The organism is Paracoccus sigandri (genome assembly GCF_003709565.1).
GTDB lineage: Bacteria > Pseudomonadota > Alphaproteobacteria > Rhodobacterales > Rhodobacteraceae > Paracoccus > Paracoccus siganidrum.
Genome location: NZ_QNRC01000014.1, coordinates 73,464 through 91,957 on the forward strand (window position 1 = coordinate 73,464; position 18,494 = coordinate 91,957).

Annotated in this window: 14 protein-coding genes, 1 pseudogene and 1 riboswitch; of the genes and pseudogenes, 8 read left to right on the forward strand and 7 right to left on the reverse strand. The window is 67.8% G+C overall.

The window, feature by feature from the left end:
• Nucleotides 1-14 precede the first annotated feature (14 nt).
• A riboswitch (TPP riboswitch) is annotated at nucleotides 15-114 on the reverse strand.
• A gap of 69 nt (nucleotides 115-183) precedes the next feature.
• The 8 genes from mutS (at nucleotide 184) to phoB (ending at nucleotide 10,026) form a co-directional block, all read left to right on the forward strand.
• Nucleotides 184-2,820: a DNA mismatch repair protein MutS gene (gene mutS / locus C9E82_RS14030; protein WP_119897136.1), complete on the forward strand. Its 2,637-nt coding sequence runs from the start codon at nucleotides 184-186 to the stop codon at nucleotides 2,818-2,820.
• Entirely contained in the window at nucleotides 2,817-3,926 is a 1,110-nt protein-coding gene (gene aroC / locus C9E82_RS14035) for a chorismate synthase (RefSeq protein WP_119897137.1), read from the forward strand. Before mutS ends, aroC begins: the two co-directional genes overlap by 4 nt.
• A gap of 164 nt (nucleotides 3,927-4,090) precedes the next feature.
• Nucleotides 4,091-5,116 (forward strand): substrate-binding domain-containing protein, encoded by a 1,026-nt coding sequence (locus C9E82_RS14040; protein ID WP_119897138.1) that lies wholly within the window; start codon nucleotides 4,091-4,093, stop codon nucleotides 5,114-5,116.
• An 81-nt stretch (nucleotides 5,117-5,197) separates the two neighbouring features.
• Nucleotides 5,198-6,403: a phosphate ABC transporter permease subunit PstC gene (gene pstC / locus C9E82_RS14045; protein ID WP_119897139.1), complete on the forward strand. Its 1,206-nt coding sequence runs from the start codon at nucleotides 5,198-5,200 to the stop codon at nucleotides 6,401-6,403.
• On the forward strand, nucleotides 6,400-7,761 hold the full coding sequence (gene pstA, locus C9E82_RS14050; RefSeq protein ID WP_119897140.1) for a phosphate ABC transporter permease PstA: 1,362 nt from the start codon (nucleotides 6,400-6,402) through the stop codon (nucleotides 7,759-7,761). The genes pstC and pstA overlap by 4 nt, the downstream gene beginning before the upstream one ends.
• Nucleotides 7,762-7,781: 20 nt before the next feature.
• On the forward strand, nucleotides 7,782-8,579 hold the full coding sequence (gene pstB, locus C9E82_RS14055; RefSeq protein ID WP_119897141.1) for a phosphate ABC transporter ATP-binding protein PstB: 798 nt from the start codon (nucleotides 7,782-7,784) through the stop codon (nucleotides 8,577-8,579).
• Nucleotides 8,580-8,601: 22 nt separating this feature from the next.
• On the forward strand, nucleotides 8,602-9,330 hold the full coding sequence (gene phoU / locus C9E82_RS14060) for a phosphate signaling complex protein PhoU (RefSeq protein ID WP_119897142.1): 729 nt from the start codon (nucleotides 8,602-8,604) through the stop codon (nucleotides 9,328-9,330).
• A 3-nt stretch (nucleotides 9,331-9,333) separates the two neighbouring features.
• Nucleotides 9,334-10,026, forward strand: coding sequence for a phosphate regulon transcriptional regulator PhoB (gene phoB / locus C9E82_RS14065; RefSeq protein WP_119897143.1), 693 nt, complete (start codon nucleotides 9,334-9,336; stop codon nucleotides 10,024-10,026).
• On the opposite strand, the gene C9E82_RS14070 is transcribed toward phoB, so the two are convergent.
• The 7 genes and pseudogenes from C9E82_RS14070 to dnaK form a co-directional block, all read right to left on the reverse strand.
• Nucleotides 10,023-10,907, reverse strand: a complete 885-nt coding sequence (locus C9E82_RS14070) for a ribokinase (protein ID WP_119897144.1) — start codon at nucleotides 10,905-10,907, stop codon at nucleotides 10,023-10,025. The two genes, phoB and C9E82_RS14070, sit on opposite strands and share 4 nt — an antisense overlap.
• A gap of 120 nt (nucleotides 10,908-11,027) precedes the next feature.
• Nucleotides 11,028-11,759 (reverse strand): annotated as a pseudogene (locus C9E82_RS25375) (cytochrome c1); the annotation flags it as partial.
• A gap of 582 nt (nucleotides 11,760-12,341) precedes the next feature.
• A complete protein-coding gene (gene petB / locus C9E82_RS14080; RefSeq protein WP_119897146.1) occupies nucleotides 12,342-13,661 on the reverse strand; it encodes a cytochrome b in 1,320 nt (439 codons plus the stop codon).
• Nucleotides 13,662-13,671: 10 nt separating this feature from the next.
• Nucleotides 13,672-14,232 (reverse strand): ubiquinol-cytochrome c reductase iron-sulfur subunit, encoded by a 561-nt coding sequence (gene petA, locus C9E82_RS14085; protein WP_119897147.1) that lies wholly within the window; start codon nucleotides 14,230-14,232, stop codon nucleotides 13,672-13,674.
• Between the two features lie 236 nt (nucleotides 14,233-14,468).
• Nucleotides 14,469-15,266, reverse strand: a complete 798-nt coding sequence (gene radC, locus C9E82_RS14090; protein ID WP_119897148.1) for a RadC family protein — start codon at nucleotides 15,264-15,266, stop codon at nucleotides 14,469-14,471.
• 70 nt (nucleotides 15,267-15,336) lie between these two features.
• Entirely contained in the window at nucleotides 15,337-16,497 is a 1,161-nt protein-coding gene (gene dnaJ / locus C9E82_RS14095; protein WP_119897149.1) for a molecular chaperone DnaJ, read from the reverse strand.
• Between the two features lie 74 nt (nucleotides 16,498-16,571).
• Nucleotides 16,572-18,491, reverse strand: coding sequence for a molecular chaperone DnaK (gene dnaK, locus C9E82_RS14100; protein ID WP_119897150.1), 1,920 nt, complete (start codon nucleotides 18,489-18,491; stop codon nucleotides 16,572-16,574).
• Between the last annotated feature and the right edge of the window lie 3 nt (nucleotides 18,492-18,494).

Below are 18,494 nucleotides of genomic sequence, written 5' to 3' on the forward strand. Positions count from 1 at the left end.
GTTCGTGTCGAAAGAAAGGGCAGCGATACCTTCCCTCCGCCGGTATGAGCCGGATCAGGTTCAACGGGTCCGCGTCATGCGTCTCAGCCCGGCCGGGCTCCCCGAGGTCGTGAATGAATGTAGTGGTTTCGCAGCCCGGCGCAAGCGGCTAGAAACGCGCCAGACCACAGGCGAAGGACATCCATGAGCGACCAGCCCACACCGATGATGGCGCAGTATCTGGCGATCCGCGAGGCCAATCCCGGCGCGCTGCTGTTCTATCGCATGGGCGACTTCTACGAGATGTTCTTCGAGGATGCCGTGGCGGCCGCGGCGGCGCTGGACATCGCGCTGACCAGGCGCGGCACCCATCTGGGCGAGCCGATCCCGATGTGCGGCGTGCCGGTCCATGCCGCCGAATCCTACCTGCTGACGCTGATCCGCAAGGGTTTCCGCGTCGCCATCGCCGAGCAGATGGAGGACCCGGCCGAGGCGAAGAAGCGCGGCTCGAAATCCGTGGTCGCGCGCGACGTGGTGCGGCTGGTCACGCCCGGCACGCTGACCGAGGAATCGCTGCTGGAGGCGCGGCGGCACAATTTCCTGGCCGCCTTCGCCCAGGTGCGCGAGGAGGCGGCGCTGGCCTGGGTGGATATTTCCACGGGCGCCTTCCAGGTGATGGACTGCCCGCCGGCGCGCCTGTCGCCGGAACTGGCGCGCCTGGCGCCGCGCGAGCTGCTGGCCGTGGACGGGTCGGGCCTTGACGAGCTGGCCGCCGATGCCGGCGCGGCGCTGACCGACCTGCATGCCAGCGCCTTCGACAGCGGCGCGGGCGCGCGGCGGCTCTGCGCGCTCTACGGGGTCGAGACGCTGGACGGATTCGGCGCCTTCAGCCGGGCCGAGCTGTCGGCCATGGGCGCCATCGTCGACTATCTGGAGCTGACGCAGAAGGGCAAGCTGCCGCTGCTGCGTCCGCCGGTCCGCGAACGCGCGGGCGGCGCGATGCAGATCGACGCCGCCACCCGCCGCAACCTGGAGTTGACCCAGGCCCTGTCGGGCGGGCGCGAGGGATCGCTGCTGGCCGCCATCGACCGCAGCGTGACGGCGGCGGGGGCGCGGCTGCTGGAACGCCGGATCAGCGCGCCGTCGCGCGATCTGGCGCTGATCCATGCCCGCCATGACGCGGTGGCGCAACTGGTCGACGATCCGCGCCTGGCGGCCGATCTGCGCGCGGCCTTGGCCCGCGTGCCGGACATGGACCGCGCGCTGTCGCGGCTGGCGCTGGAACGCGGCGGCCCGCGCGATCTGGCCGCGATCCGCGCCGGGCTGACGCAGGGCGCGGCCATCGCCGCCCGCCTGCCCGACGATGCCGCCCCGGTCCTGCGCGAGGCCGCGCGCGACCTGACCGGCCATGACCCGCTGACCGGCCTGCTGGACCGGGCGCTTGTGGCCGAGCCGCCGCTGCTGACTCGCGACGGCGGTTTTGTGGCGCCGGAATACGACCCCGACCTGGACCAGACCCGCCGCTTGCGCGACGAGGGGCGCGGCGTCATCGCCGGGATGCAGGCGGATTACGCCGCCCTGGCCGGGGTGCAGAGCCTGAAGATCAAGCACAACAACGTGCTGGGCTATTTCATCGAGACCACCACCACCCATGCCGAGCGGATGCTGGCCCCGCCGCTGTCCGAGACCTTCATCCACCGCCAGACCACCGCGAACCAGATCCGCTTCACCACGGTCGAGCTGTCGGAGCTGGAGACCCGCATCCTGAACGCCCGCGACCGCGCGCTGGAGATCGAGCGCGGCATCTTCGAGCAGCTGCGCGCCGCCGTCCTGGACCGCGCGCCGCAGATCGGCCAGGCGGCCCGCGCCCTGGCCGAGATCGACCTTGCCGCCGCCTTCGCCGACATCGCCTCGGGCGAGGGCTGGGTGCGGCCGCGCGTCGACGACAGCCGCGCCTTTGCCATCGAGGGCGGCCGCCACCCGGTCGTGGAACGCGCGCTGAAGCGCAAGTCGGAAAGCTTCGTCGCCAATGACTGCGACCTGACCACGGGCGCCACCCCGGCGATCTGGCTGCTGACCGGGCCGAACATGGCCGGGAAATCCACCTTCCTGCGCCAGAATGCGCTGATCGCCGTGCTGGCCCAGGCCGGGGCCTTCGTGCCCGCGTGCCGCGCCCATATCGGTCTGGTCAGCCAGCTGTTCAGCCGCGTCGGTGCCGCCGACGACCTGGCGCGCGGGCGCTCGACCTTCATGGTCGAGATGGTGGAAACCGCGGCGATCCTGAACCAGGCCGACGACCATGCGCTGGTGATCCTGGACGAGATCGGCCGCGGCACGGCGACCTGGGACGGGCTGTCCATCGCCTGGGCGGTGATGGAGCATCTGCACGAGGTCAACCGCTGCCGCGCGCTGTTCGCCACCCATTACCACGAGATGACCGCGCTGTCGGCGCGTCTGGACGGGGTGGAAAACGCCACCGTCAGCGTGCGCGAATGGGAGGGCGAGGTGATCTTCCTGCACGAGGTCAGGAAGGGCGCCGCCGATCGCAGCTATGGCGTGCAGGTCGCCCGGCTGGCGGGCCTTCCGGCCAGCGTCGTGGACCGCGCGCGCGAGGTGCTGGACGCGCTGGAATCGGGCGAGCGCGAGGGTGCGGCCCGCCCCGCCGCGCTGATCGACGACCTGCCGCTGTTCCGCGCAGCACCCCCCGCGCCTGCGCCCGCGAAGGCCAGGGAAAGCGCGCTGGACGCGCGGATGAAACAGGTGCATCCCGACGCGATGACCCCGCGCGAGGCGCTGGACCTGATCTATGAACTGAAAGCCCTCAGCGGAGAAACGGCATGAGCTACAACACCTTCGGCCGCGAATTCCGGTTCACCACCTGGGGCGAAAGCCACGGCCCCGCCCTTGGCGCGACCGTCGACGGCACGCCCCCCGGCGTGGCCCTGGACGAGGCGTTCATCCAGCAATTCCTGGACCGCCGCCGCCCCGGCACCAGCAAGCACACCACCCAGCGCAAGGAACCCGACCAGGTCCGCATCCTGTCGGGCGTCTTCGAGGGCCGCACCACCGGCACGCCGATCCAGCTGATGATCGAGAATACCGACCAGCGCAGCAAGGATTACGGAGAGATCGCCCACAGCTTCCGGCCCGGCCATGCCGATATCGCCTATCACCTGAAATACGGGATCCGCGACTATCGCGGCGGCGGGCGCTCCTCGGCGCGCGAAACGGCGGCGCGGGTGGCGGCGGGGGCCGTGGCGCAGGCGGCGCTGCGGCATCTGCTGCCCGATCTGAAGATCACCGGCTACATGGTGCAGATGGGCGCGCTGCACCTGGACCGCGCGAATTTCGACAGCAGCGCCATTTCCGAAAACCCGTTCTTCCTGCCCGATCCGGGCGCGGTGCAGGCATGGTCGGATTACCTGGACGGCATCCGCAAGGACCAGAACAGCGTCGGCGCCGCGATCGAGCTGCTGATCGAGGGCTGCCCGCCCGGCCTGGGCGCGCCGGTCTATGCCAAGTTGGACACCGACCTGGCCGCCGCGATGATGTCGATCAATGCCGTCAAGGGCGTCGAGATCGGCGAGGGCCTGGGCGCCGCCGGGCTGACCGGCACCGACAATGCCGACGAGATCCGCATGGGCAATGACGGCCCGTTCTTTTTGTCGAACCACGCTGGCGGCATTCTTGGCGGGATCAGCACCGGGCAGGACATCGTGCTGCGCTTCTCGGTCAAGCCGACCAGTTCCATCACCACCCCCCGCCGCACGATCAACCGCCACGGCGAGGAGATCGAGCTGATCACCAAGGGCCGCCACGATCCCTGCGTGGGCATCCGCGCCGTGCCGGTGGCCGAGGCCATGGCGGCCTGCGTGATTCTGGACCACCTGCTGATGGACCGCGCCCAGACCGGCGGCATCCGCGGCCGGATCGGCCCCGAGGACTGATCGCGCGGACTGATCGCGGGGCAAAGCCGGCGGATTCCGGCGCCTGGAACGGGGCCGCGGGGGCGTTGTCGCAAAACCGTCACATTATGTTCGCATAAGTGTCGCGCGCGACGTTTAGGTCACGCACATGCCCCCCTCGGGCCATTTTGATTCAGGAGTGATCCATGAAAACCGCGAAATTCACCGTCTCGGCGCTGGCCATCGTTGCGGCTTCGGCCGTTGCCGCTCAGGCGCGCGAGCAGATCCAGATCTCTGGTTCCTCGACCGTGCTGCCCTATGCCACCATCGTCGCCGAAGCCTTCGGCGAGAACACCGACTACCGCACCCCGGTCATCGAATCGGGCGGCACCGGCGCCGGGCTGCAGAAATTCTGCGAAGGCGTGGGCACCAACACCATCGACATCGCCAATGCCAGCCGCCAGATCCGCGAGGGCGAGCTTGCCGCCTGCCAGGGCAATGGCGTGACCGAGATCATGGAAGTCCGCATCGGCTATGACGGGATCGTCTTCGCCAGCTCGGCCAACGGGCCGGATTTCGCCTTCACCCCGGCCGATTGGTTCAACGCCCTGTCCGCCAAGGTCGTCGTGGACGGCGCCGTCGCCGACAACAGCGCGACCAACTGGAGCCAGGTGAACCCCGATCTGCCCGACCAGGAAATCCTGGCCTTCGTGCCCGGCACCAAGCACGGCACCCGCGAAGTCTTCGAGGAAAAGGTGATCCTGGCCGGCTGCGAGGAATCGGGCGCGCTGGAGGTCTTCACCGCTGAGCTGGGCGAGGATGCCGCCCATGAGGCCTGCATGACGCTGCGCACCGACGGCCGCGCGGTCGACATCGACGGCGACTATACCGAGACGCTGGCCCGCATCGACAGCTCGCCCAACGGCATCGGCGTCTTCGGCCTGGCCTTCTACGAGAACAACACCGACAAGCTGTCGGTCGGCACCATCTCGGGTGTCACCCCCTCGACCGAGACCATCGCCTCGGGCGAATATCCTGTGTCGCGCCCGCTGTTCATCTATGTGAAGAAGGCGCATTTCGAGCAGGTCGACGGGCTGAAGGAATTCGTCGAGTTCTTCGTCTCGGACGACCTGGCCGGTCCCGACGGCCCGCTGGCCGAATACGGGCTGGTCTCGGATCCCGAGCTGGCCGACATCCAGGCCGCCGTCGCCGACGAAACCGTGATGCAGTGACGAAAAGGACGGGCGGCGCGAAATAAGGCGCCGCCCGTCTGCGTTCTCTGTCCAGATCGTTCCTACGCAAGGAAAGCGCCTATGCCGTTATCCTGGGCCCTGATCGCCAGTTTCATGCTGGCCATCGCCGGATATTTCGTCGGCCGCCAGCGGATCTACGCCTCGGCCGGTCCCGACATCCGCCTGTTGCACAGCCGGCCGGTCTATCACGGGGCAAGCGTGGCGCTGACCACGCTGATCCTGCCGCTGGCGGTCTTGGCCATCGCCAGCTTCATGCGCATGGGCGGCGTGATCGGGGCCAGCGCCGGCCCGGTCGCCGGGCTTGTCGCCCTGGGGGCCGCCGTCCTGGGCCTGGGCTGGGGCGTCAGCCGCGTCGGCCAGGGCTTCCAGGCCCGCAACGCGGTCGAGAAGATCGTGCTGGGCATCCTGATCCTGTGTTCGGTCATCGCCATCGCCACGACCGCGGCCATCGTGCTGTCGCTGCTGTTCGAGACCGGGCATTTCCTGCAGCTCTACGACTGGAAGACCTTCTTCTTCGGCACCGAATGGACGCCGCGCTTCCAGGGGAATTCGCAGCTGGGCGTCCTGCCGCTGCTGTGGGGGACGCTCTATGTCTCGCTGATCGCGCTGCTGGTGGCGGTGCCCATCGGGCTGTTCGCCGCGATCTACATGTCGGAATATGCCTCCAAGCGCGTGCGCGGCATCGCCAAGCCGGCGATCGAGGTCCTGGCCGGCATCCCGACCATCGTCTACGGCCTCTTCGCGCTGATCACCGTCGGGCCGATGCTGCGCGACTATTTCGCCCAGCCGATGGGGCTGGGGAATTCGGCCTCCTCGGTGCTGACCGCCGGCCTGGTCATGGGCATCATGCTGATCCCCTTCGTCAGCTCGCTGTCCGACGACATCATCAACGCCGTGCCGCAAAGCCTGCGCGACGGCGCGCTCGGCCTCGGCTCGACCCCGTCCGAGACGATCCGCCAGGTGGTGCTGCCCGCCGCCCTGCCGGGCATCGTCGGCGCGGTTCTGCTGGCCGCCAGCCGCGCCATCGGCGAGACGATGATCGTCGTCCTCGGCGCCGGGGCCGCCGCCAGGATGAGCCTGAACCCCTTCGAGGCGATGACCACCATCACCGTCAAGATCGTCAGCCAGCTGACCGGCGACAACGACTTCAGCTCGCCCGAGACGCTGGTTGCCTTCGCCCTCGGGCTGACGCTGTTCGTCATCACGCTGGGGCTCAACATCGTCGCGCTTTATATCGTGCGCAAATATCGCGAGCAGTACGAATGACCGATCTTCCGATGCCGCAGAACCCCGCCGCCGCGCAGCCCGCGCAGAAATCCTCGCTGCTGTCGCAGGACGACCGGACCCGCCGCCGCAACGCCGCCGAGAAACGCTTCCGTTCCTATGGCGCCGCGGCGATCGGGCTGGCCCTTGCCGCGCTGGTGGTGCTGATGATCACCATCATCAGCGCCGGATCGGGCGCCTTCCGGCAGACCTATCTGTCGATCCCGGTGGCGCTGAATGCCGAACAGCTGGACCCCGAGGGCAATCGCGACCCGGCCGAGATGTCGAAGGTGCTGACCCTGCGCTATGGCAGCGTGCTGGACAGCGCGCTGGCGGCCGCGGTCGAGAATACCGGCATCCAGATCGAGGGGCTGAGCGACCGGGAAATCAAGGGCCTGATCTCGCGCGAGGCGGCGGCGCAGGTGCGCAACCGGGTGCTGGCGGACCCCGAGCTGGTCGGCCAGACGATCGAGCTGGACGTGCTGGTGAACGGCCGCGTCGACGGCTATTTCAAGGGCCGCGTCACCATGGCCAGCGCCGCGCGGGACGCCAATACCTCGCCCGAGCAGCTGATGCTGGCCGATGCGCTGGCCGAACGCGGGATGCTGGTCACGCGCTTCAACTGGAACTTCGTGACCAATCCCGACGCCTCGGACCAGCGGCCCGAAGCCGCCGGGGTGGGCGTGGCGATCCTGGGCTCGCTCTACATGATGCTGGTGGTGCTGTTCCTGGCGGTGCCCATCGGCGTCGCGGCCAGCATCTATCTTGAGGAATTCGCCCCCAAGAACCGCTGGACCGACATCATCGAGGTCAATATCTCGAACCTGGCCGCGGTGCCCTCGATCGTCTTCGGGATCCTGGGCCTGGCCGCCTTCATCAACTTCGCCGGGTTGCCGCAATCGGCGCCCATCGTCGGCGGGCTGGTGCTGACGCTGATGACGCTGCCGACGATCATCATCTCGACCCGCGCGGCGCTGAAGGCGGTGCCGCCCTCGATCCGCGACGCGGCGCTTGGCGTCGGCGCCTCAAGGATGCAGTCGGTCTTCCACCACGTCCTGCCGCTGGCCATGCCGGGCATCCTGACCGGCACCATCATCGGCCTCGCGCAGGCCCTGGGCGAGACCGCACCGCTGCTGCTGATCGGCATGGTGGCCTTCGTGCGCGAATTCCCCGGCGCCCCGCCCGAGGGGCTGTTCGATCCCGCCTCGGCCCTGCCGGTGCAGGTCTACAACTGGACGCAGCGCGCCGACCCGGCCTTCATCGAGCGGGCCTCGGGGGCGATCATCGTGCTGCTGGTCTTCCTTCTGTGCATGAACCTGCTGGCCATCTGGCTGCGCCGCCGGTTCGAGCGCCGTTGGTAATGCGGCCCAAGGAGGCTTACATGAACGACATGAGTGTTTTGGAGAGAGCCGTGAGTCAGCAGGACATCAAGATCTCGGCGCGGAAGGTGCAGGTCTATTACGGCGACAAGCACGCGCTGAAGGATGTCGACGTGGACATCCTGGACAAGACCGTGACCGCCTTCATCGGCCCCTCGGGCTGCGGGAAATCGACCTTCCTGCGCTGCATCAACCGGATGAACGACACCATCCCGGCGGCGCGGGTCGAGGGCGAGATCCGGCTGGACGGCGAGGATGTGTATGACCGCCGCGTCGATCCGGTGCAGCTGCGCGCCAAGGTCGGCATGGTGTTCCAGAAGCCGAACCCCTTCCCGAAGTCGATCTATGACAACGTGGCCTACGGCCCGCGCATCCACGGGCTGGCCCGCAACCGCGCCGAGCTGGACGAGATCGTGGAGAAATCCCTGCGCGGCGCCGCGCTGTGGAACGAGGTCAAGGACCGCCTGGGCGAACCCGGCACCGGCCTGTCGGGCGGCCAGCAGCAGCGTCTGTGCATCGCCCGCGCCGTCGCCACCAGCCCCGAAGTGCTGCTGATGGACGAGCCCTGCAGCGCGCTGGACCCGATCGCGACCGCGCAGGTCGAGGAACTGATCGACGAGCTGCGCTCGCGCTTCTCGGTCGTGATCGTCACCCATTCGATGCAGCAGGCCGCGCGGGTCAGCCAGAAGACCGCCTTCTTCCACCTGGGCAACCTGGTGGAATATGGCGAGACCGACGACATTTTCACCAAACCGCAGGACAGCCGGACCGAGGCCTATATCTCGGGCCGGATCGGCTGACGGGGCAGGGAGACAGCCCGACATGAATCGCGAAAAGCATATTTCCTCGGCCTTCGACCGCGACCTGGAAACGATCCAGGCGCAGGTCGTGCGCATGGGCGGCATGGTCGAGGCGGCCATCTCGGACGCCGCCGCCGCGCTGGAATCCCGCGACGAGGAACTGGCCGAAGAGGTCCGGCGCCGCGACAAGGGGATCGACGCGCTGGAGGCCCAGATCAACGAGGAATCGGCCCGCCTGATCGCCCTGCGCGCGCCCACCGCCACCGACCTGCGCATGGTCCTGGCGGTGATGAAGATCGCCGCCTCGCTGGAGCGCGTCGGCGATTATGCCAAGAACATGGCCAAGCGCACCCATGTGCTGTCGCAGCTGCCCGCCATCGAGGGCGCGGGCATGGCGCTGCGGCGGATGTCCTCGGCGGTGGACAAGATGCTTCAGGACGCGCTGGACAGCTATATCCGCCGCGACGCGGACCTGGCCGAGGACGTGCGCCAGCGCGACCTGGAGGTGGACCAGATGTATAACGCGCTGTTCCGCGAATTCCTGACCCACATGATGGAGGATCCGCGCAACATCACCCCCTGCATGCACCTGCATTTCATCGCCAAGAACGTCGAGCGGATGGGCGATCACGCCACCGCCATCGCCGAGCAGGTGATCTATCTGGTCACGGGCGAGCTTCCCGACGATGCCCGCCCGAAAAGCAACAGCGTGCCGGCCGATCCCGTGCCGGCCCCCGAAGGCGAGGGATAAGCAATGGCGTCACGTCAGGCCCCCTGTGTTCTGGTCGTCGAGGACGAGGGTGCGCAGCGCGAAGTGCTGCAGTACAACCTCGAGGCCGAGGGTTTCGATGTGGTGGTTGCCGATAACGGCGAGGATGCGCTTCTTCTGGTCCAGGAAGAGCAGCCCGATCTTCTGGTTCTGGACTGGATGCTGCCCAAGGTCAGCGGGATCGAGGTCTGCCGCCAGGTCAAGGCCGATCCCGCGACCCGCGGCATCCCGATCATCATGCTCTCGGCCCGCAGCGAGGAAACCGATCGCGTGCGCGGGCTGGAGACCGGCGCCGACGACTATGTGGTGAAGCCCTATTCCGTGGTCGAGCTGATGGCCCGGCTGCGCACCCAGCTGCGCCGCACCCGCCCGGCGACGATGGGCGAAAGGCTCAGCTTCGCCGACATCATCCTGGATGCGGCCGAGCATCGCGTCTTCCGCGCCGGCCAGCCGCTGCATCTGGGCCCGACCGAGTTCCGGCTGCTGTCCACGCTGATGGAAAAGCCCGGCCGGGTCTGGACGCGCGAGCAGCTTCTGGACCGGGTCTGGGGGCGCGACATCTATGTCGACACCCGCACCATCGACGTCCATGTCGGACGGCTGCGCAAGGCGCTGATGCAGAATGGCGGCGACAACCCGGTCCGCACCGTGCGCGGCACCGGCTATTCGCTGGGTTAGGCGGGATCGGGTCGGTCCTTCAGGAACGCCTCGACCTCGGCCCGCGTGGGCATCGCGTCGCCGGCACCGCTGCGCGTGACCTGCAGGGCGGCGGCCGCCGCCGCCAGGCGCAGGGCCTGCGCCACTGATTCGCCGCCATCCAGCGCGGCGGCGAAATAGCCCGCGAAACAGTCCCCCGCCCCGGTCGTATCGACGGGCGTGACCGGGAAGGCCGGCTGATGCAGCGATTCGCCGCTGCGCAGGTCGCGGAATTCGGCACCCTTCGCCCCACGCGTGATCAGCATCTGCGCGACCGGCAGGGCGCCGGGCATGGCCGCGAACAGCTGCTCGGCCTCGCCCTCGTTCAGCGCCAGGATCGAGACATGCGGCAGCACCTCGCGCAGCGCGTCCAGATCGAAGGGGGCGGCGGAATAGATGACCCGCGCGCCCGCCTCCTGCGCCAGCCGCGCGGCCTCGGCCTGCAGGCTGGTCTCGTTCTGGATCAGCAGGGTGTCGCCCGCCGCGATCCCGGCGCAGGCCCCGCGCAGCCAGTCCGGGTCCAGCGCGCGATTGGCGCCGGCATGGATGACGATGGCGTTTTCCGCATCCGCGTCGACCATGATGATGGCGTGGCCGCTGGAGCTGTCGGGCAGGATGCGGATGCCTTCGGTCGCGACGCCGCTGGCCTGCAGCCGGGCGATCACCCAATCCGCGCCCGGCCCCAGCGCGCCCAGATGCCGCACCGTCGCGCCGGCGCGCGCGGCGGCGACCGACTGGTTCGCGCCCTTGCCGCCCAGCCCCTGGTCGTGGCCCGTTGCGGCCAGCGTCTCGCCCGGTCGGGGCAGGTGGTCCAGCCGGTAGACATGGTCGATATTGATCGAGCCCAGATTCCAGACGGTCATCGCATCCCTCCGCTTCGCGCCCATCAGAGCCGCCTTGCCGCCGCTTGTCCAGCGCCTGCCACTGCTACGAAAAACGCGCCCCCGAAGGGGCGCGTTCCGTTCGCTTCGACCGATCCGGGATCAGTCCTCTTTCTTCGGCAGCTTGCCCTTGTGGGGCGCCCAGAGCCGCTTGTTGGTCAGGTAGAGCAGCGCGCTGAGCAGGACCAGGAACAGCACCGAGACGAGGCCGACCTGCTTGCGGTCCATCATCTTCGGCTCGGCCGTCCACATCAGGAAGGCCGAGACGTCCATCGACATCTGGTCCACCGTCGCCGGGGTGCCGTCGGCATAGCTCACCATGTCGTCCGACAGCGGCTCGGGCATGCTGATCATGCCGCCGGGGAAGGCGGTGTTCTCATACAGCGTCGTGCCGGCCTGTTCCGAGGTCTCGCCGGTATAGCCGGTCAGGACCGCGTGGATGTATTCCGGCCCGCCGATGCCGCGGAACAGCTGGCTGATGCCGGTGCCGTAGGGGCCGTGGAAGCCCGCGCGGGCCTTGGCCATCAGCGACAGGTCCGGCCCCATGCCCATGCCCGAAACTTCCGGGAAATGGTCGGTGGGCAGGCGGTCGCGCTCTTCCTCGGTCTCGGGATCCAGCACCGGGTTCAGGCCCGCCGCATAGGCGCGCACCTGGTCCTCGGGCAGGCCGGGGCCGCCCGGATCCGCCAGCGTGCGGATCGGCACGAACTTCATGCCGTGGCAGGCCGCGCAGACCTCGGTATAGACCTGCAACCCGCGCTGCAGCTGGAACTGGTCGTATTTGCCGAAGGGTCCCTCGAAGCTGAACGAGACGTCCTCGATATGACCCGCGCCATGGCTGTCGCCGCCGGCATGGTCATCCTCGGCGTGATCCTCGCCGGCCGGTTCCTCGGCTTCGGCGGCGGGGTCTTCCGCGGCGGCCGGTTCCTCTGCCGCGGCGTCCTCGGCAGGCGCTTCGGCCTCATCCGCCGCCGGTTCTTCCGCCGATTCCTCGGCAGGTGCTTCCGCGTCGGCGGCCGCATCGGCATCCGTAGCTGCCTCTGCCGGCTCCTCGGCGGCGGGTTCCTCGGCGGCCTCGTCGGTCGCCGCATCCTCTGCCGCCGGCTCTTCGGCGGCAGGCTCCTCGGCGGGGGCCTCCTCGGTCACGGTCTCCTCGGGCGCGGCCTCTTCGGCATCAGCTCCCTCGGCGGCGGGCGCTTCGCCCTCCGCTTCGGTGGCCTCGGCCTCGCCGGCCTCTTCCGTCCCGGTCGCGGCCGGGGCGGTGTCGTTTTCGGGCGTGGCCTGCGTCTCGGTCGCGGGCTGGTCGGCCGGGACAGCGGTGTCGCTGTCCTGCGCAAGCGCGAAGCCGGCCGCAGAGATCGTCAGGGCCACGACGGCCGTGAGCGTCTTGGTTCTCAGGGTCATGTCTGGCTCTCCTTACTCGGCCGGTTGCGCGGGTTTGTAGTGATGGTCGAAGTCCTCCTCGATGGTCGAGGGCATCGGATCGGGCTTCTCGATCACGCCAAGCAGCGGCAGAATGACAAGGAAATAGGCGAACCAGTAGGCCGCGCCGGCCAGCGCGATATAGGGATAGATCCCCTCGGCCGGCATCGCCCCGGCCCACATCAGGACCACGAAATCGACGACCAGCAGCCAGAACCACCACTTGAACAGCGGCCGGTAACGGCCCGAGCGCACGCGGCTGGTGTCAAGCCAGGGCACCAGCGCCATGACCAGGATCGCGCCGAACATCGCCAGGACGCCGAAGAACTTGGCGTCGATGATGCGGAAGGACAGGAAGCTGACCAGCTGGACCAGCCAGACATCGCCGTCGAAGGCCCGCAGGATCGCGTAGAAGGGCAGGAAATACCATTCCGGCACGATATGGGCCGGCGTCATCAGCGGGTCGGCCTCGATATAGTTGTCGGGATGGCCCAGATAGTTCGGCATGAAGCCGATCACCGCGAAGAAGACCACCAGGATCACGGCCAGCGCGAACAGGTCCTTGATCACGAAATAGGGCCAGAAGGGCAGGGTGTCCTTCTCGGCTTCCTCTTTCGAGCCGCGCCGCACCTCGACACCCGTCGGGTTGTTATTGCCGGTGGTGTGGAAGGCCCAGATATGGACGATCACCAGCGCCGCGATCACGAAGGGCAGCAGGTAATGCAGCGAGAAGAAGCGGTTCAGCGTGGCATTGTCCACCGCGGGTCCGCCCAGCAGCCAGGTCTGGATCGGCTCGCCGATGCCGGGGATCGCGCCGAACAGGCCGGTGATCACCGTGGCGCCCCAGAAGGACATCTGCCCCCAGGGCAGCACGTAGCCCATGAAGGCGGTGGCCATCATCAGCAGGTAGATCAGCATGCCGACGATCCAGGTCACCTCGCGCGGGGCCTTGTAGCTGCCGTAATAGAGGCCGCGGAAGATGTGGATATAGACCGCGAAGAAGAACAGCGAGGCGCCGTTGGCGTGCAGGTAGCGCAGCATGTAGCCGCCGTTCACGTTGCGCATGATATGCTCGACGCTGGCGAAGGCCAGGTCCACATGCGGCGTGTAATGCATCACCAGCACGATGCCGGTCACGATCTGCAGCGCCAGGCAGAAGGCCAGGACGATGCCCCAGATCCACCACCAGTTCAGGTTCTTGGGGGTGGGGATCATCAGCGTGTCATAGACAAGGCTGACCACCGGCAGACGGCGATGCAGCCACTTCTCGAAGCCCGATTTGGGCTCGTAATGGTCGTGCGGAATTCCGGCCATGATGCCCTCCTCAGCCCAGTTGGATGGTGGTGTCGTTGATGAACGCCGCGACCGGGATCGGCAGGTTCTTCGGGGCGGGGCCCCGGCGGATGCGCCCGGAAGTGTCGTAGTGAGAGCCGTGGCAGGGGCAGAACCAGCCGCCGAAATCGCCGGCGCCGTCGCCGATCGGCACGCAGCCCAGATGGGTGCAGACGCCGATCTGCACCAGCCATTCGCCGGCCTCGTCCAGGGTGCGGTTCTCGTCCAGGGCGGGTTCGCCGGGCCTGTTGGCGTTCTCGGCGCCCTGGTCGATCAGCTCGTTCAGCTGGACGGCGCGGGCGGCTTCGATCTCTTCGGGGGTCCGGCGGCGGATGAACACGGGCTTGCCCAGCCACTTCACCGTCAGCTGAGAGCCGACGGTGACGCCGCTGACATCGACCTGGATCGAGGCCAGAGCCTGGACATCGGCCGAAGGGTTCATCTGGTTCACAAGCGTCCAGGCGGCGGCTCCTGCAGCCACCGTACCTGCGCCCGCCGTGGCATAGTAGAGGAAATCCCTACGGGTGCCTACGTGGTCATCTGCGTGGGACACGGGTAATTCTCCAATTCGGGCCATGGAATTGGCCGATACGACAATCCGGGCCACGTTTGATCGCAGCCTTCGCGAGGGCGGTTCTAGCGTTCAATTCCTTGTCAGTCCAGCGTGTAAGCCTGCGGCGAAAGGCGCAAAAGGCGGCAGCTGTTGGAAATCTGCACCCATCGTCTTACGCCGCGCGCCGCCTGGACCGTCGCCTTCGGCAAACTGTTGCCGGCTGATTCCGTCGCGGGCTACAGCAAACCTTCCGCGCGGAAGCTCAGCTCGCGGGATTTGCCGATGATCAGGTGGTCATGGACGGTGATTCCCATGCTGTCGGCCGCCTGCGCGATGCGCGCGGTCATGGTAATGTCGGAATCCGAGGGCGTGGGATCGCCCGAGGGATGGTTGTGGACCAGAATCAGCGCCGAGGCGTTCAGTTCCAGCGCGCGGCGGATGATCTCGCGCGGATAGACCGGGACGTGATCGACGGTGCCCTGCGCCTGTTCCTCGTCCGCGATCAGGACGTTCTTGCGGTCCAGGTAGAGGACGCGGAACTGTTCGGTTTCGCGATGGGCCATGCTGGTATGGCAATAGTCCAGCAGCACCTGCCAGCCCGACAGGACCGGGCGATGCAGCACGCGGGCGCGGGCCAGGCGCTGCGCGGCGGCCTCGACGATCTTCAACTCGGTGACGACGGCGGGGCCGACGCCCTCCACCTCGGCCAGCCGGGCGGGATGGGCCGAGAGGACCCGGTTGAAATCGCCGAACCGCTCGATCAGGCGGCGGGCCAGCGGCTTCACGTCCTGCCGGGGAATGGCGCGGAACAGGACCAGCTCCAGCATCTCGTAATCGGGCAGGGCGGCGGCACCGCCCTGCATGAAGCGTTCGCGCAGCCGGGCGCGGTGATCGGCCAGATATGACGGCGCGGCCTTGCCGGCCCCGGACGATCTGCGGCCTGGCGGCGGCGCGCCGGCTGGCAGCAGCACGTCGTCGGGGGCGGGATCAAAGAGGGGCATCGGCATTTCGCCGAAAGTGCGATTCGGGTCCATGGCGCCAGCATGGGCCCGATCGGTGAAGAAGGCGTTAACGCGGAAGCGCCAGGATGTCTTGCGGCACGCCTCAGCGCGTCATGTCGTCCCAGAAGCCCTTGACCTTGTTGAAGAAGCTGTCCGATTGCGGGCTGTTGTCGGCCTTCTCGGCCTCGAATTCCCGCAGCAGCTCCTTCTGCCGCGCGGTCAGGTTGACCGGGGTTTCGACCAGCAGTTCGATCAGCATGTCGCCGGGATCGCCCGCCGCGCCGGGGCCGTGGCGCAGGGGCGGCATGCCCTTGCCGCGCAGGCGCATCTGGCGGCCCGACTGGCTGCCGGCCGGAACCTTCACGCGCGAACGGCCGCCGTCGATGGTCGGCACCTCGACCTCGCCCCCCAGGGCGGCGGTGGCCATGCTGACCGGGACCTGGCAGGCCAGGACCTTGCCGTCGCGCAAGAAGATCGGATGCTCCCTGACCTCGATGAAGATGTAGAGATCGCCCGCGGGACCGCCGCGCATCCCGGCCTCGCCCTCGCCGGCAAGGCGGATCCGGGTGCCGGTCTCGACCCCGGCCGGGATGTTGACCGACAGCGTGCGCTCTTTCTCGACCCGGCCGATGCCGCCGCAGGACTTGCACGGATTCTTGACGATCTGGCCCTGGCCGCCGCAGGTCGGGCAGGTGCGTTCGACGGTGAAGAAGCCCTGCTGGGCGCGGACCTTGCCCATGCCGGCGCAGGTCGGGCAGGTGGCGGGCTGGGTCGCGCCCTCGGCGCCGGTGCCGTTGCATTCGCCGCAGGCGACCGAGCCCGGAACGGTGATCGTCTTCTGCAGCCCCTTGTAGGCCTCTTCCAGCGTCACGCGCAGGTTGTAGCGCAGGTCCTGCCCGCGTTGCGCGCGCGCGCGCCCGCCGCCGCCCCGGCGGCCGCCCATCATGTCGCCGAACAGATCCTCGAACACATCGGCGAAGGCCGAGCCGAAATCGCCCGGAGGCGCGCCGCGGCCGCCGCCGAAGCCGCCGCCGCCATTTTCGAAGGCCGCATGGCCGAAACGGTCATAGGCGGCCTTCTTCTGCTCGTCCTTCAGGCAGTCATAGGCCTCGTTGACTTCCTTGAAGCGCGCTTCGGCGCCGTTGTCGCCATTGTTGCGATCCGGGTGAAGCTCTTTCGCCTTCTGGCGGAAAGCTTTCTTGATTTCATCCGGTGCGGCTCCGCGAGCGACGCCCAGAACCTCGTAATAGCAACGCTTGCCCATGTCGTTTCCTGTTCACGAGCCCTACGAAATCGGCCGGCCCGAGGGGGGCCGGCCAGAGGGCGAAGCGGCCCGGATCAGCCGCGTTTCTTGTCTTCGCCGAGATCCTCGAAATCGGCGTCCACGATATCTTCATCGACGTCGCGGGGGGCGTCGGAATCGGCCTCGCCCTCGCCTTCGGCCGAGGACTGCTGCGCCTTGTAGATCGCCTCGCCCAGGCGCATCGACGCATCCATCACGTTCTGGATGCCGCTGCGGATCTTGCCGGCATCATCGGATTTCAGCGATTCCTCCAGCGCGCCGACGGCCAGCTCGATCGCCTCGACGGTCGAGCCGTCGACCTTGTCGCCATGCTCTTCCAGCGACTTCTTGGTCGAGTGGATCAGGCTTTCGGCCTGGTTGCGGGCCTCGACCAGTTCGCGGCGCGACTTGTCGGCATCGGCATTGGCCTCGGCATCCTTCACCATCCGCTCGATATCCTCGTCGGACAGGCCGCCCGAGGCCTGGATGGTGATGTTCTGCTCTTTCCCGGTGCCCTTGTCCTTGGCGGAAACCGAGACGATGCCGTTGGCGTCGATGTCGAAGGTCACCTCGATCTGCGGCATGCCGCGCGGCGCGGGCGGGATGTCCTCCAGGTTGAACTGGCCCAGCATCTTGTTGTCCGCGGCCATCTCGCGCTCGCCCTGGAAGACCCGGATCGTCACCGCGTTCTGGTTGTCCTCGGCGGTCGAGAAGATCTGCGACTTCTTGGTCGGGATCGTGGTGTTGCGGTCGATCAGGCGGGTGAAGACGCCGCCCAGGGTCTCGATCCCCAGGGACAGGGGCGTGACGTCCAGCAGCACCACGTCCTTGACGTCGCCCTGCAGCACGCCGGCCTGGATCGCGGCACCCAGCGCCACCACCTCATCGGGGTTCACGCCCTTGTGCGGCTCCTTGCCGAAGAACTCGCTGACCGCCTCGATCACCTTGGGCATCCGGGTCATGCCGCCGACCAGCACGATCTCGTCGATGTCGGATTTCGAGCAGCCGGCATCCTTCAGCGCGTCCTGCACCGGCTTCATGGTGCGCTTGATCAGGTCGCCGACCAGGCTTTCCAGCTTGGCGCGGGTCAGCTTCATGACCAGGTGCAGCGGCGTGCCCGAATTGGCGTCCATGCTGATGAAGGGCTGGTTGATCTCGGTCTGGGACGAGCTGGACAGCTCGATCTTGGCCTTTTCCGCCGCCTCTTTCAGCCGCTGCAGCGCCATCTTGTCCCGGGTCAGGTCGACGCCGTGTTCCTTCTTGAACTCGTCGGCCAGGTAGTTGACGATCCGCATGTCGAAGTCCTCGCCGCCGAGGAACGTGTCCCCGTTGGTCGATTTCACCTCGAACAGCCCGTCGTCGATTTCCAGGATGGTGATGTCGAAGGTCCCGCCGCCGAGGTCATAGACGGCGATGGTCTTGGTGTCCTTCTTGTCCAGGCCGTAGGCCAGCGCGGCGGCGGTCGGTTCGTTGATGATGCGCAGGACTTCCAGGCCCGCGATCTTGCCCGCGTCCTTGGTCGCCTGGCGCTGCGCGTCGTTGAAATAGGCGGGGACGGTGATGACGGCCTGCGTCACCGGCTCTCCCAGATAGCTCTCGGCGGTTTCCTTCATCTTCTGAAGGATCATCGCGCTGACCTGCGCGGGCGAATATTTCTCGCCCCTGACTTCGACCCAGGCGTCGCCATTGCCGCCGTCCACGATCGCATAGGGGACCAGCTTCTTGTCCTTCTCGACCGCGTCGTCGCCGATGCGGCGGCCGATCAGGCGCTTGACGGCGAAGACGGTATTGGTCGGGTTGGTCACGGCCTGGCGCTTGGCGGGCTGGCCGACCAGGCGTTCGCTGTCGGTGAAGCCGACGATCGAGGGCGTGGTGCGCGCACCTTCGCTGTTCTCGATGACCTTCGGCTGGCTGCCGTCCATGATCGCGACGCAGCTGTTCGTGGTGCCGAGGTCGATCCCGATGACTTTTGACATAGA

Coding starts and splice junctions, on each gene's coding strand:
- pstC (WP_119897139.1), top strand. CDS start 5,198: ATGCCGTTATCCTGGGCCCTGATCGCCAGTTTCATGCTGGCCATCGCC.
- C9E82_RS14040 (WP_119897138.1), top strand. CDS start 4,091: ATGAAAACCGCGAAATTCACCGTCTCGGCGCTGGCCATCGTTGCGGCT.
- phoU (WP_119897142.1), top strand. CDS start 8,602: ATGAATCGCGAAAAGCATATTTCCTCGGCCTTCGACCGCGACCTGGAA.
- dnaK (WP_119897150.1), bottom strand. CDS start 18,491: ATGTCAAAAGTCATCGGGATCGACCTCGGCACCACGAACAGCTGCGTC.
- petB (WP_119897146.1), bottom strand. CDS start 13,661: ATGGCCGGAATTCCGCACGACCATTACGAGCCCAAATCGGGCTTCGAG.
- pstA (WP_119897140.1), top strand. CDS start 6,400: ATGACCGATCTTCCGATGCCGCAGAACCCCGCCGCCGCGCAGCCCGCG.
- pstB (WP_119897141.1), top strand. CDS start 7,782: ATGAACGACATGAGTGTTTTGGAGAGAGCCGTGAGTCAGCAGGACATC.
- radC (WP_119897148.1), bottom strand. CDS start 15,266: ATGGACCCGAATCGCACTTTCGGCGAAATGCCGATGCCCCTCTTTGAT.
- dnaJ (WP_119897149.1), bottom strand. CDS start 16,497: ATGGGCAAGCGTTGCTATTACGAGGTTCTGGGCGTCGCTCGCGGAGCC.
- C9E82_RS14070 (WP_119897144.1), bottom strand. CDS start 10,907: ATGACCGTCTGGAATCTGGGCTCGATCAATATCGACCATGTCTACCGG.
- aroC (WP_119897137.1), top strand. CDS start 2,817: ATGAGCTACAACACCTTCGGCCGCGAATTCCGGTTCACCACCTGGGGC.
- phoB (WP_119897143.1), top strand. CDS start 9,334: ATGGCGTCACGTCAGGCCCCCTGTGTTCTGGTCGTCGAGGACGAGGGT.
- mutS (WP_119897136.1), top strand. CDS start 184: ATGAGCGACCAGCCCACACCGATGATGGCGCAGTATCTGGCGATCCGC.